We start from the raw sequence: 13,168 nt of genomic DNA on the forward strand, positions 1-13,168 counted from the left end.
GTCTGGCATTGTCGGACCGACAGGAGCTCTCGGAGGAGTATAAATGAAAATCTCTATTGATTCATGCCGCCATCTGTTTGGCGCGGCCGTTATTGGCGGTGCGATGGTAATTGGCGCAGGCGCGGCCCATGCCGAAAAGCTGACGGTGATCGTCGGCGGTATGGAAAAGCAGATTTACCTTCCGGCAGTGCTGACGGAAAAGCTCGGTTACTTCAAGGATGAAGGCCTTGATGTCGAGTTGATCAACAGCCGTGCAGGCGTGGATGCAGAAAACGAACTTTTGGCTGGTGCAGCTCAGGCCGTGGTCGGCTTTTACGATCACACGATCGACCTGCAGTCGAAGGGCAAGTTCATCCAGTCCATCGTCCAGTTCAGCCAGGCGCCGGGTGAAGTGGAACTCGTTTCCAGCAAATATGCCGACCAGATCAAGTCGCCTGCCGATTTCAAGGGCCACACGCTCGGCGTCACGGGTCTCGGCTCTTCCACGGACTTCCTGACCCAATACCTTGCCATGCGCAATGGTCTCAAGCAGGGTGACTACACGTTGCTGCCGGTCGGCGCGGGCAATACTTTCATCGCGGCCTTCAAGCAGGATGCCGTTCAGGCAGGCATGACCACAGAGCCAACTGTCGCAAATATGTTGAAAAGCGGCGATGCCAAGGTTCTGGTCGACATGCGCACGCCGGACAAGACAATCGAAGCGCTTGGCGGACCATACCCGGCTGCATCGTTCTACGTGCAAAGCGCGTGGCTTGAGACGCACAAGGAAGACGCGCAGAAACTTGCCAACGCTCTGGTCAAGACCATGCGTTATATCGCTTCGCACAGCGCTGAAGAAATCGCAGACCAGATGCCCAAGGATTATTATGTCGGTGACAAGGACCTTTACGTAAAGGGACTGGCCGAGGGCAAGGCACAGTACACGCCGGACGGCCGGATGCCGAAGGATGGTCCTGAAACTGTTCTCAAGGTTCTCGCAACCTTCAAGAAGCCGCTTCAGGAGAAGCAGGTAGACCTTTCGAAGACCTTCACGACCGAGTTCGTGGACAAGGCCAACGCAACGCTCGACGCTGCGAAGTAAACAGCCTTCGACTGACGTTCAAATATGAACGTCAGTCCCGCTGCCCTCCACAGATTCAATCGCATTGCAGGCGCGCGACAAAGCATTTTCGAGCCAAAAGTGTAAACCGGTTTTGCGTTCCGAGATGCTCGATAACAAAATTATCGCGTGCGAGCGGTGCCGCATACCCGCGAGGAACCCATGCTGATGGAAGCCCCCAGAACCATTGCGCGTGAGAAAGCTGGCAATAGCGTGCCTGCAATCGCGCTTAACAATGTAACCCGCCGTTTCGTCACCCCCGACGGCAAGATGATGACCGCATTGCGCGATTTCACAATGAATGTTGCGCAGGGCGAATTTGCCTGTGTTGTTGGTCCGACCGGCTGCGGCAAGTCAACGACGCTTAATCTCGTAACCGGTCTCGCCAAGCCAAGTGCCGGCGAAGTTCGCCTGATGGGCAAGCCTATCGAAGGCATCAGCCCCGATATCGGTTTCGTGTTTCAGGCGGATGCTCTTTTTCCGTGGCTCAATGTCATTGACAATGTGAGCGCCGGTCCGCGCTATCGCGGCATGGGCAAGGAAGAAGCCTATGAGAAAGCGCGTAGCTGGATTGCCCGCGTTGGTCTGGCCCGTTTTGAAAAGCATTATCCGCACCAGCTCTCGGGCGGTATGCGCAAGCGCGTGGCGCTGGCACAGACATTCATCAACGAACCGAAAATCCTGCTCATGGATGAACCGTTCAGCGCGCTTGATGTACAGACGCGCACGCTGATGCAGGGTGAATTACTCGATCTCTGGCAGCAGTCTGGCGCGTCCGTCATCTTCGTCACGCACGATCTCGAAGAAGCGATTGCACTGGCCGACAAGGTTTATGTGCTCACCGCCGGTCCAGCCACGGTCAAGAGCGTCTACGACATCGACATTCCGCGCCCGCGCGTCATGGAAGACATCCGCTACGACAGCCAGTTTGTCGATATAGCCAAGGTTATCTGGGATGATTTGCGCGAGGAAGTGCAGATCGGCCAGAAGCGCGCGCTGGCCAACGGAAACTAATCGGAGAAAATGATATGACAACACAAGCTCTCTCCGCTTCAGCAAGCTTGCAGGCCAATGCAAGTGCCGACGAACTTGCGCGCACCGAAGCGAAATTTCGCGCCGATATGCGCCGCCGGCGCGCGGTCGTTATCCTCGTACGCCTCGCCATTCTTGTCGCCGTTCTGGGCGGATGGGAACTCGGCGCACGAACTGGCCTGATTGACCCATTCTTCTTTGCAAGCCCCTCCGGCATTGCCGATCAGATATGGATGTGGATCACGGAAGGCACTTCACAGGGGCCGCTTTCGGAACAGATCATCGTAACACTTGAGGAAACAGCGCTCGGCTTTCTGATCGGTGCGGTTGGCGGCATCATTTGCGGCATCCTGCTGGGTCGCAACAAGTTCCTCGCCGATGTGTTCTCGATCTACATCAAGATCGCCAATTCCATCCCGCGCGTCGTGCTGGGTTCGATCTTCATTATTGCGCTTGGTCTCGGCATGGCATCCAAGGTGGCGCTGGCCGTCGTCATGGTGTTCTTCGTCGTGTTCGCCAATGCGTTTCAGGGCGTGCGAGAAGCTGACCGCGCGCTGATTGCCAATGCGCAGATATTGGGTGCATCCCGTTCACAGATCACGCGCACCGTCATCGTGCCGTCGGCCATGAGCTGGATTCTGGCTAGCCTTCACGTCAGCTTCGGCTTTGCACTCGTCGGCGCTGTTGTCGGTGAATTCCTTGGTGCAAAGAAAGGCGTCGGCCTAATGATTTCAACCGCTCAGGGCACGTTCAACGCCAATGGTGTTTTTGCTGCCATGGTCATTCTGGCGGTTCTGGCGCTCGTCGTGGAATACATCATCACATTGGTTGAAAACCACCTGGTGAAATGGCGTCCGCAGGCGCTTTCCGAACAGGGAAGCTGATAGTCGGTCAAATGCATGAATGTCAGGCGGCGGGCAAGGTGACAGTCACCGTAAGCCCGCCGCCTTTCGTTTGGGAAAGCTCCACATGGCCACCTGCCGTGTCAGCGACTTCGCGCACGATGGCAAGGCCCAACCCGCTTCCATCCGCGGCAGTGCCCGGAACACGATAGAAGCGTTCGAAAACGTGTTCATACTCGCTGGCCGGAATGCCGGGTCCGTTGTCCTCGACCCGGATATTGATTTTGCGCCCATTCTGATCAATCACAAGCGTTACTGTGCCGCCTTCGGGCGTATAGGTAAGGGCGTTATCCACCAGATTGACGATCATTTCCCGCAGCATGGTGCCGTCGCCAGAAATCATCGGCTTGGTTGCTTTAAGCTCGAACCCGAGATCAATCTTGCGGTCGAACGCCTTGCCCGCGAGGCTTTCCAGAATTTTCTGTCCCGCTTCCGCCAGATCAACCCGGTCGGCGCGGGGGCGCCTGCTGCCCGGTTCGGCACGCGAAAGCATGAGCAATTGCCCGGCAAGCCGTGAGAGTTGCATGGCTGTATTCTTGATTCCTGCCAGAACATCCTTGCGGTCACTTTCACCGGTCGCCCGTTCAGCGAAACTGGCCTGTGTTGATAATGTCGCAAGCGGTGTACGCAATTGATGTGCCGCGTTCTGGATGAAACGGTGCTGCGCTGACATCTGCTTGCGCACGCGCTCCATATACTGGTTCAGCGCTGTGACGAGCGGTCGAAGTTCGGTCTGGACTGTCTGCGGATCAAATGGTTCCAGCTCGGATGTGCGATTGCGGACCTCGTTGCGGAGCCGGATCAGCGGGCGCAACACAAAGCGCAAGCCCAAAAGCGAAAGGGCACCGGCGACAATGATAAGCAGTGATTGTTCCAGCACGGAGTTCAGCCATAGCTCCTGCTGCATGGCGGTATATCCTGCAAGCGTGACACCCACGACCACATCGACAGCTTGTGGCAGGTTGGACGGTGCGGCAACGGGATGACGCACGACAACCAGTCGCAAGGGATTGTCGCGATAGGTGCCTTCATAATGGAGCGGGTCGTAATCCGCTATTTTGGCCGGCTTTGGCAGGTCGGGAAAGCCTGCCAGCAGGCGTCCATCCGACGTCTCAACGCGATAATAGACCCGGTCGCCATTTCCAGTCGAAAACATCTCCAGCGCTACCGGTGGAATGACGGCATCAATGGCATTATGCGAGGCGGCAGTCGCTTCACCGATGGCACGCGCAGACGCCGTCAGCATTCTGTCAGACACGATCCCGGCCATGTTTTCCGAAGCGCGCCATGCCGTCCACAGATTGATCGCGGCCACGACAATCAACGGGATCACGATCCAGGAAACGAGTTGCGCACGCAGGCTTTGGGAAAGGCGGTTGAACAGCCGTTTCATCTCAACTCGCTTCACGCAGCAGATAGCCCAGTCCGCGCAAGGTTATGATCTCGGCTCTGCTCCCCTCCAGCTTCTTGCGCAGACGATGAATGTAAATCTCGATGGCGTTCTCATCGGTCTCGCTGTCGAAATTGTAGATTCCTTGAACAAGTGTTGTCTTGCTGACGGTGGTTCCGATGCGCCGCAAAAGCTGTTCGAGAACTGCATGTTCTTTGGGCGCAAGTGACAGCGGATCGTCTCCAAGCGAAAACAACCGGGTGTTGGTGTCGAAACGCAAAAGGCCGCAGGTCACAACTGGTGCTGTTCGCTGGCTGGACCGGCGAAGATGGGCGCGGATGCGCGCTTCAAGTTCGCTGAGTTCGAAGGGCTTCGCCAGATAATCGTCAGCACCGGCATCCAATCCGCGGATACGCCCATCGAGACTGGCATTGGCTGTCAGAATGATGACAGGCACCTCATTGCCTCTACCGCGAACGTGTTCCAGCACGTCGAGCCCGGTCTTGTCCGGCAGGCCTAGATCAAGGATCACCAGATCGTATTCCGTGAAGGCGATTGCCTGTTCCGCATCCGCCGCGTCGTGCACTGTATCGACGCTGTAGTTCGACTGCTGCAGGCTTTTTGCCAGCCAGTTTGCAAGAGTGAGATTGTCTTCTACGAGTAGAATGCGCATGTCTGACGTTGATAGTGGTTTCAGTTCCGCGTCAAGAAGCTTGGGCGTTGAAACGATGGATGAGGTGAATATCTTCCGGTTCGCGCTCGAAGAGCAACGGATCAGGCGTTGTTGTGACTTTTGCGCCTTGCTTCAGATAAAAATCGATGGTCCGCCGTGTGGGCGTCGCAGAAATATAGAAACCTTCTGCTCCGGCGTCCTTCGCGATGGCCACGCTGCGTCGATAGAGTTCACCAGCAAGTCCCAATCCCCGGACTGTCTTCTCTACGTGCATGAAGCCAAGCTGGTGCAGTTCGCGATAGGTGCCCACAGGACGTACATCCGTAACTGCGACGGCCACCAGGGTGCCATCGAGATAGGCGCCAAGAAATACGCCGCCATGGTCGTGACAGTCGAGCAGGATATGTGTGTAGATTTCCGCTTCGCCCTCCGGCCAGCCCTGCACATCGTAGAATTGCGGCTCCAGCAGGAGTTGCTCTCCTTCGAGGCGATACATTTCCTCGATGATCTCGCTGCGATCAATTTGCCAGATGTCAGTCACTTCGCTGCGCTGCAGTGGACGTATGATGAAATCCGCATGCTTCTTTTCGTGTACCATGACCGCTGCCTTTCAAATTTCATTTGTACGGTGAACTATCGTTTCATCGATAGGCTCTCAAGGGGAACCAGAAGCGGCGATCGCAGCACTTCAACGAACTTGTTGGCAAATTGTCAGGCAGAACTTTTCATATTGCGAAAACTTCCGATAATTTTGACCAATATCACGGCTACTCCCCGCCATTCGTCTCGGGTACTGGTCAGTACAGGTGCGAGGAATATTGAGGCGTGCGGGAGGCCAGAAGCCAACTTCAATCGGACGAATTGAACCGAAACAGCAAATTGAGGGCAGAAAATCGCCCGAAAATAAGCAATTTCGCGTCATCTTTCCGATCTGCCCTTGCGGGAGCGGGGCCCGAGTTCTATCAGCATCATCAAAAATTGCAGTCTGAGGAATGTTTGGGAGCTTCCTTGCCAGAACGTCCAAATACCCGCCGCCATATCGCATGGCGTCGGTGAAATGAGCGATGGAGCCAAGTTGAAAAACCATCACGATATCTGGGATATCGTCGACGCCAAGAGCGCCGCATATTTCGAACTGAGCGATACGGTTTGGGATAATCCTGAAACGAATTACGAAGAATACAAATCGAGCGATGCCCATGCCGCGATGCTGGAAGCCGAAGGGTTTCGCGTCGAACGCGGCATCGCTGGCCTGCCGACGGCAGTAATGGGCGAGGCCGGTAACGAAGGCCCGGTCATCGCCATTCTTGGTGAATTCGATGCTTTGCCAGGCCTCAGCCAGATAGCGGGACTGGTTGAAGAGCAACCTGTCGAGGCCGGCGGCCATGGACATGGCTGTGGTCATAACCTGCTGGGCTCAGGGGCACTGCTCGCCGCTGCCGCAGTGAAGGATTATCTTGCCGCACAGGGCATCAAGGGCCGCGTGCGCTATTATGGCTGCCCGGCGGAAGAGGGCGGTTCAGCAAAGGGGTTCATGGTCCGCGAAGGACTTTTTGACGATGTGGATATCGCGTTCTGCTGGCACCCGGCGCCTTTTGCCGGTGTAAACGATCCGGTTTCGCTTGCCTGCAACGAAATCAATTTTCACTTCAGCGGTCGCGCAGCCCATGCTTCGTCAGCCCCGCATCTGGGGCGCAGCGCGCTGGACGCGGTCGAACTGATGAATGTCGGCGTGAACTATATGCGCGAGCATATGCCGTCCACGGCGCGCATTCATTACGCTGTAACCGATACAGGCGGTTTTGCGCCGAATGTCGTTCAGGCCAAGGCAACGGTCCGTTATCTCGTTCGCGCCCGCAGTTTGCCGGAAATGCAAACACTTCTGGAGCGCGTCAAGAAGATCGCCGAAGGCGCTGCGCTGATGACCGAAACGACGGTCCGCAGCGAAATCGTCAGTGGCGATGCCGATCTGATCGGCAACACGCCGCTTGAACAGATGATGCAGCTTCAGCTTGAGCGCCTCGGTCCTCCTGACTTCGATGAGCAGGACCGCGAAATCGCGAGCCGATTCCAGCAGACGCTCTCCAAGGAAGACATTTCCGATGCCTTCCGCCGCTTTGGTGTCGAACCGAAGAATGGTCTCGCGCTTTGCGAAGATATTTATACGCCCTATAAGGGCGATAATACCCTCGTCGGCTCGACCGATGTCGGCAGCGTGAGCTGGGTCGTTCCAACCGTGCAGATGCGCGGCGCGACCTGTGCAATCGGCACGCCGCTTCATTCATGGCAGATGGTGGCGCAGGGCAAGCTGCCTGCAGCGCATAAGGGCATGGCCCATGCCGCAAAGATCATGGGCAGCACCGCCATCGAATTGTTCCGTAATCCGGAGCAGATCAAGAAAGCCAAGCAGGATCACGAAAAACGGCTCGACGGAACCGTTTTCGTGAATCCAATCCCAGATAGCGTTCAACCCGCGCTGCCCGAAACCGCGAAATGATGCGGGCGGTCAGACAGATTCTGAAAATAGAAATGACATTCAATCCCCCAATTCCAACAGGGCCTGACGCATCATGAAGCAGATGGGCTTTCTCGATATTTTGAGCTTCGGGCCGGACGGCTGGGGCTATGTGCTGATGATGGGTGCACTGGTGAGCGTAGCGCTCGCCGTTCTGGGCTTCCTTCTTGGCGCTGCCATTGGCGTTTTTGCCGCCTGGGCGAAGATTTCCGGCGGGCGCACGCTTCGCGCTGTTGCCGATGGCTACACCACGATCATTCGCGGTATCCCGGATCTGCTCGTCATCTATCTGTTTTATTTCGGCGGCAGTGCGGCAGTCACAGCGTTGGGCAAATATTTTGGTGCGGAAGGCTTCATCGGCTTTCCGGGCTTTCTGGCAGGTGTGCTGGCAATTGCCATTTCCTGTGGGGCGCACCACACGGAAGTATTCCGTGGCGCATTCCGTGCCGTTTCCAAAGGCGAACTCGAAGCTGCTACTGCTTGCGGCATGGGCCAGATGCTGAAATTCCGCCGTATCATCGCGCCGCTGGCGCTGCGACACGCATTGCCGGGCCTTGGCAATGTCTGGCAGGTTTCGCTCAAGGAATCCGCTCTGGTGTCGGTTGCCGGTGTGGTTGAGCTTCTGCGTCAGGCGCAGATCGGTGCAGGTTCGACGGGTCTGCCCTTCAACTTCTTCCTCATTGCCGGTGCGCTTTATCTGCTGATTTCGTCGGTTTCCGGCGGGCTTCTGCAGATGGCCGAGCGCCACTTCTCCCGCGGCGTCCGGAGGGCAAAATGAATTTTGAATTTTATTCTGATGCATTCTTCCAGATGCTTGGTGGTGTGCCACTTACGCTGAAGCTTGCGGCAACTTCCATCGTGTTCGGCGCCATACTGGCCCTGCTTTTCGCCTTGATGCGACTGTCGGGCGTCAAGGTGCTGGACTGGATCGCACGCCTTTATGTCTTCGTGTTCCGTGGAACACCGCTTCTGGTGCAGATATTCATCATCTACTATGGCCTCAGCCAGTTTCCGGCTATTCGCTACTCGTTCCTGTGGCCGATTTTGCGTGAACCTTACTGGTGTGCGATCATTGCGCTAACCTTGAACAACGCTGCCTATGCGAGCGAAATCATCCGTGGTGGTCTGCTGTCGGTGCCGCATGGTCAGATCGAAGCTGCTAAAGCCTGTGGCATGTCCTCCTTCACCTGCTTCCGCCGCATCGTCATGCCACTTGCGATCCGCCAGGCGCTGCCGGGCTACGGCAATGAGATGATTTCGATGATCAAGGCAACCTCGCTTGCATCGATCATCACGCTTATGGAAGTGACAGGTATTGCAGCAAAGCTGATCGCCGAGAGCTACCGGGCCATAGAAATCTTCGTGATCGCCGGTGCGATCTACCTTGCCATCAACTTCGTTCTGACACGTGCGCTGATGTTCGCAGAATATAGGCTGACCCCTTATCTACGCCAGCCGGTCGTCAAAAGCGGCTCCAATTAGAATGATATCGATGGAACCGCTCTATCTTTTTGTTTTTACGCATTCTCCTACGCAAAACCGCTTCGCACTTTTGCTGGAAATGCTCCAGCTTTCCTCCGAAGGACAAACATCGTGAGCAAAATCGTTTCCCCCAATGCACCGGTGGCGCTGAAAGTCGAAAACCTGCGCAAGAGCTTCGGTGCCAATGAAGTGCTGAAGGGCATTTCACTCGAAGCACGCGAAGGTGAGGTCATTTCGATCCTGGGTTCGTCGGGTTCCGGCAAGTCGACCTTCCTGCGCTGTATCAATCTTCTGGAAACGCCGACGTCAGGCACTGTGACGGTTTCGGGTGAAACCATCCGCATGGCCAAGAGTTCGAAGGGTGAAGCTTACCCGACGGACAAGAAGCAGGTTTCGCGCATTCGTTCGGAACTCGGTATGGTGTTCCAGAGCTTCAACCTGTGGTCGCACAAGACCATTCTGGAAAACATCATCGAAGCGCCGATCTATGTGCAGGGACGTCCGCGCGCGGAATGCGTGGCGGAAGCAGAGGCCCTGCTGGCGAAGGTTGGCATCGCCGACAAGCGCGATTTCTATCCGGCTCATCTTTCTGGCGGACAGCAGCAGCGCGCTGCGATTGCCCGCGGACTGGCAATGAAGCCGAAGGTCATGCTCTTTGATGAGCCGACTTCGGCCCTTGATCCGGAACTGGTCGGTGAAGTGTTGCGCGTCATGCGCGGTCTGGCTGAAGAAGGCCGTACCATGCTGGTGGTGACCCACGAAATGGGCTTCGCGCGCGACGTCTCCAACCGCGTGGTATTCTTCCATCAAGGTCTGGTGGAAGAGGACGGCGCTCCGGAAGACGTTTTCAGCAACTCGAAGTCGGAACGTTTCCGCAAGTTCATCAGCCACGAGAACGCTGCCTAATTTTCGAAATTCTGTGTTCCGGCGAAAGCCGGACAGAAACAACCGCAATAGGATAACTGCAATGAAGACCACCGGACTTTTCAAAGCCGTGTTCATTTCCGCTCTTGCTCTGACGAGCATCTCGGCCCATGCCGAGGAAAAGAAGTGGACGAAGATCACCATCGCCACTGAAGGTGCATTCCGCCCGTACAACTTCACCAAGCCCGATGGCTCGCTGGATGGCTATGAAGTCGAACTCTACAAGGACCTTTGCGCCCGCATGAAGGTCGAGTGCACGATGGTTGCACAGCCTTTCGACAGCATTATTCCGGCGCTCAATGCCGGCAAGTTCGACGCTATCATGGCTGGCCTTACCGCTACGCCGAAGCGCGAAGAAACCATCAGCTTCTCGATCTCCTATGGCCTGACACCACAGACTTTCGCGACGCTGAAGGACAGCCCTTACGCAAAGCTGCCGCACACTGGCGAAACCCTTTATCTCGCCAAGGATGAAGCTGCTTCCCAGAAGGCAATCGACGACGTATCAGCTGAAATCAAGGGCCGCACCGTCGGTGTCCAGACCGCTTCGCTCGGCCTGACGCTGCTCGACAAGTATTTCAAGGATGGCATCGACATTCGCGAATACAAGACCACGGAACAGCACGACCTCGACCTGAAGTCTGGTCGCGTCGACCTGATCGTAGCTTCGCTTGCTTACCTCACGGATGCTGCCAAGAAGCCGGGCAATGAAGACATCGTCATGACTGGTCCTTTCTTCAAGGGCGGCATTCTGGGCCGTGGCGTCGCCGTTGGTCTGCGCAAGGACGATGCCGAACTGAAGAAGATGTTCGATGATGCCATTGAAGCCGCAAAAGCTGACGGCACGATCAAGCGTCTGTCGGAAAAGTGGTTCGGCTTCGACGTTACGCCGTAATTTTCGAGTTACATCATATGCAAGACGCCGCCTTCGGGCGGCGTTTTCATTTGGGAGTATGCAAACCTTCACATAAAACCGGCGAGCGCCTATAAGATCGCCAGAAGTCTGCTGAGCGCTGAAAACTGACTGTGAGGGTGTGATGGTGAAGATCGGTTTCGTGACTGTTTCCGACCGTGCAAGTCGCGGGGAATACGAAGACCTGAGTGGGCCAGCGATGGAAGCATGGCTGAAAGGCGCTGTCGTTACGCCTTACGAAACCATTCGTCGCGTTATTCCCGATGGCATGGAATCGGTGCGCGATACGCTTATCGATCTTTGCGACAACGAGGCCTGTGATCTGATCCTGACAACCGGTGGCACAGGACCGAGCCCGCGCGATGAAACACCGGAAGCTATGCAGGCCGTGCTGCATAAGGAACTGCCCGGTTTCGGCGAATTGATGCGCCGCGTCAGCCTTGAACAGACCCCAACCGCCATTCTTTCCCGCCAGACGGCAGGCAGTCGCAGCAAGAGCTTCATTCTCAATCTCCCCGGCAAGCCAGCATCAATTGCCATGACCTTGCAGGCGATTTTTCCGGCAGTGCCTTATTGTCTCGACCTCATCGGGGCCGGGCGTATCGATACCGATCCGGCAGTCGTGAAAGCCCATCGACCGGGTTGAATTTTCGCTGATATTGCATTTGCGGCCGAATGAGCGCGCGTCGGAGATCAACTGTCGTGACGAAATTGCGCAACCCAGCTTTGCGCTTTTGCATAATTTCCTTGCTTGCTTTTCCCTGAGTCCGGACTGAATAATAGGGAAAAAGAAGGGGAATTAAGTGAAGCCATTCGACGAGATGCTCAATCATGGCGGGAATGTCCGCCAGCCTTACGAATTTCTCAAGCAGTGGCTCGACAGCCAAGACCCGCACAAACTTCTGCAGAAAAGCGATGACGCGGAAAGCGTTTTCCGCAAGACGGGTATCACCTTTGCTGTCTATGGCGATCAGGAGGCGGGCGAGCGCCTCATCCCTTTTGATATCATCCCGCGTATCATTTCCGGGCAGGAATGGCGGCGTCTGTCGCAGGGTATTGAACAGCGCGTCATGGCGCTCAATGCCTTCCTCGATGACATTTATCACCGGCAGGAGATTGTCAGGGCAGGGCGCATTCCCAAAGACCTGATTTCCAAGAATGAAGCCTTCTTGCCAGAAATGATCGGCTTTCGCCCGCCGGGCAATGTCTACACCCATATTATCGGCGTCGATATTGTACGCACCGCCGAGAACCAGTTCTATGTGCTGGAGGATAACGCCCGCACGCCATCCGGCGTTTCCTATATGCTGGAAAACCGCGAAACGATGATGCAGCTCTTTCCCGAGCTGTTCCAGAACGTCAAGGTTCGCCCGGTTGAGAATTACCCGCAATTGCTGCGCCAGTCGCTGGCAAGTGTTGCACCTCCCGGCACGCAGGATGTGCCGACTGTCGCGGTGCTGACCCCCGGCATTTACAATTCCGCCTATTTCGAACACGCATTCCTTGCCGACCAGATGGGCGTCGAACTGGTCGAGGGAAGCGATCTGCGCGTCGTTGACGGACGTGTGGCGATGCGGACCACACAAGGTTATCGCGCTATCGACGTGCTCTACCGGCGTGTGGACGATGCATTTCTCGACCCGCTGACATTCAGGCCGGATTCGACGCTCGGCGTTGCAGGCATCATGGATGTCTACCGGGCAGGGAATATCACGATCGCCAATGCGCCTGGAACCGGCATTGCCGACGACAAGGCGATCTATTCCTATATGCCGGAGATCGTGGAGTTCTATACGGGCCGCAAGGCCATTCTCGAAAACGTGCCGACCTGGCGTTGTTCCGAACCGGACAGCCTTGCTTATGTGCTCGACAATCTCGCCGAGCTTGTCGTCAAGGAGGTACACGGTTCCGGTGGCTATGGAATGCTTGTCGGACCGGCCTCGACGAGGGCCGAACGCGATGCATTTGCGGAAAAACTGAAGGCAAGGCCGCGCAATTACATCGCGCAGCCTACACTTGCACTTTCGACGACACCTATCTTCACCGAGAGCGGGCTTGCGCCACGCCATGTCGATCTCCGCCCATTTGTTCTGGTTTCGGATCGCATCCGCATCACACCCGGCGGGCTCACCCGCGTGGCATTGAAGGAGGGATCGCTTGTCGTGAATTCCAGCCAGGGCGGTGGAACCAAGGACACGTGGGTACTCGACGACTGAAACAATTGGATTGACGTGCTGC

Annotated in this window: 13 protein-coding genes; 10 read left to right on the top strand and 3 right to left on the bottom strand. The window is 56.2% G+C overall.

The window, feature by feature from the left end:
- The first annotated feature begins 55 nt into the window (after positions 1-55).
- From F9K94_RS14475 to F9K94_RS14485, 3 genes are all read left to right on the top strand, one after another.
- Positions 56-1,081 (top strand): ABC transporter substrate-binding protein, encoded by a 1,026-nt coding sequence (locus tag F9K94_RS14475; RefSeq protein WP_369798290.1) that lies wholly within the window; start codon positions 56-58, stop codon positions 1,079-1,081.
- 180 nt (positions 1,082-1,261) lie between these two features.
- Positions 1,262-2,113: an ABC transporter ATP-binding protein gene (locus F9K94_RS14480; protein ID WP_081104430.1), complete on the top strand. Its 852-nt coding sequence runs from the start codon at positions 1,262-1,264 to the stop codon at positions 2,111-2,113.
- 14 nt (positions 2,114-2,127) lie between these two features.
- Positions 2,128-3,015, top strand: coding sequence for an ABC transporter permease (locus F9K94_RS14485; protein WP_151646458.1), 888 nt, complete (start codon positions 2,128-2,130; stop codon positions 3,013-3,015).
- Positions 3,016-3,037: 22 nt separating this feature from the next.
- Here F9K94_RS14485 and F9K94_RS14490 read toward each other — a convergent pair whose 3' ends face one another.
- The 3 genes from F9K94_RS14490 to F9K94_RS14500 are packed head-to-tail and all read right to left on the bottom strand — an operon-like array spanning position 3,038 to position 5,694.
- Positions 3,038-4,426, bottom strand: coding sequence for a sensor histidine kinase (locus tag F9K94_RS14490; RefSeq protein WP_151646460.1), 1,389 nt, complete (start codon positions 4,424-4,426; stop codon positions 3,038-3,040).
- 1 nt (position 4,427) lies between these two features.
- On the bottom strand, positions 4,428-5,096 hold the full coding sequence (locus F9K94_RS14495; RefSeq protein WP_151646462.1) for a response regulator: 669 nt from the start codon (positions 5,094-5,096) through the stop codon (positions 4,428-4,430).
- A gap of 31 nt (positions 5,097-5,127) precedes the next feature.
- A complete protein-coding gene (locus F9K94_RS14500; protein WP_151646464.1) occupies positions 5,128-5,694 on the bottom strand; it encodes a GNAT family N-acetyltransferase in 567 nt (188 codons plus the stop codon).
- A gap of 459 nt (positions 5,695-6,153) precedes the next feature.
- Here F9K94_RS14500 and F9K94_RS14505 point away from each other — a divergent pair, with 459 nt between their 5' ends.
- The 7 genes from F9K94_RS14505 (at position 6,154) to F9K94_RS14535 (ending at position 13,146) form a co-directional block, all read left to right on the top strand.
- Positions 6,154-7,593 (top strand): M20 family metallopeptidase, encoded by a 1,440-nt coding sequence (locus F9K94_RS14505; protein ID WP_151646466.1) that lies wholly within the window; start codon positions 6,154-6,156, stop codon positions 7,591-7,593.
- 73 nt (positions 7,594-7,666) lie between these two features.
- Positions 7,667-8,389 carry an ABC transporter permease gene (locus F9K94_RS14510; RefSeq protein ID WP_061345267.1) on the top strand — a complete coding sequence of 241 codons (723 nt, stop codon included), beginning with the start codon at positions 7,667-7,669 and terminating at the stop codon, positions 8,387-8,389.
- Positions 8,386-9,093 (top strand): ABC transporter permease, encoded by a 708-nt coding sequence (locus F9K94_RS14515; RefSeq protein ID WP_061345268.1) that lies wholly within the window; start codon positions 8,386-8,388, stop codon positions 9,091-9,093. The genes F9K94_RS14510 and F9K94_RS14515 overlap by 4 nt, the downstream gene beginning before the upstream one ends.
- A 111-nt stretch (positions 9,094-9,204) precedes the next feature.
- Positions 9,205-9,999: an ABC transporter ATP-binding protein gene (locus tag F9K94_RS14520; RefSeq protein ID WP_151646468.1), complete on the top strand. Its 795-nt coding sequence runs from the start codon at positions 9,205-9,207 to the stop codon at positions 9,997-9,999.
- A 61-nt stretch (positions 10,000-10,060) separates the two neighbouring features.
- A complete protein-coding gene (locus F9K94_RS14525; protein WP_061345270.1) occupies positions 10,061-10,912 on the top strand; it encodes a transporter substrate-binding domain-containing protein in 852 nt (283 codons plus the stop codon).
- 145 nt (positions 10,913-11,057) lie between these two features.
- Positions 11,058-11,576, top strand: a complete 519-nt coding sequence (mog, locus tag F9K94_RS14530) for a molybdopterin adenylyltransferase (RefSeq protein ID WP_151647668.1) — start codon at positions 11,058-11,060, stop codon at positions 11,574-11,576.
- Between the two features lie 157 nt (positions 11,577-11,733).
- Entirely contained in the window at positions 11,734-13,146 is a 1,413-nt protein-coding gene (locus tag F9K94_RS14535; protein WP_151646470.1) for a circularly permuted type 2 ATP-grasp protein, read from the top strand.
- The last annotated feature ends 22 nt before the right edge of the window (positions 13,147-13,168 follow it).

The sequence above is a fragment of the Brucella tritici genome, assembly GCF_008932285.1.
In the GTDB taxonomy this organism is placed as follows: domain Bacteria; phylum Pseudomonadota; class Alphaproteobacteria; order Rhizobiales; family Rhizobiaceae; genus Brucella; species Brucella tritici.

What these genes read in the sequence shown, in the direction of transcription:
- F9K94_RS14490 (WP_151646460.1), bottom strand. Translation starts at nt 4,426, where the DNA reads ATGAAACGGCTGTTCAACCGCCTTTCCCAAAGCCTGCGTGCGCAACTC.
- F9K94_RS14480 (WP_081104430.1), top strand. Translation starts at nt 1,262, where the DNA reads ATGCTGATGGAAGCCCCCAGAACCATTGCGCGTGAGAAAGCTGGCAAT.
- F9K94_RS14500 (WP_151646464.1), bottom strand. Translation starts at nt 5,694, where the DNA reads ATGGTACACGAAAAGAAGCATGCGGATTTCATCATACGTCCACTGCAG.
- F9K94_RS14525 (WP_061345270.1), top strand. Translation starts at nt 10,061, where the DNA reads ATGAAGACCACCGGACTTTTCAAAGCCGTGTTCATTTCCGCTCTTGCT.
- F9K94_RS14510 (WP_061345267.1), top strand. Translation starts at nt 7,667, where the DNA reads ATGAAGCAGATGGGCTTTCTCGATATTTTGAGCTTCGGGCCGGACGGC.
- F9K94_RS14505 (WP_151646466.1), top strand. Translation starts at nt 6,154, where the DNA reads ATGAGCGATGGAGCCAAGTTGAAAAACCATCACGATATCTGGGATATC.
- F9K94_RS14485 (WP_151646458.1), top strand. Translation starts at nt 2,128, where the DNA reads ATGACAACACAAGCTCTCTCCGCTTCAGCAAGCTTGCAGGCCAATGCA.
- F9K94_RS14515 (WP_061345268.1), top strand. Translation starts at nt 8,386, where the DNA reads ATGAATTTTGAATTTTATTCTGATGCATTCTTCCAGATGCTTGGTGGT.
- F9K94_RS14495 (WP_151646462.1), bottom strand. Translation starts at nt 5,096, where the DNA reads ATGCGCATTCTACTCGTAGAAGACAATCTCACTCTTGCAAACTGGCTG.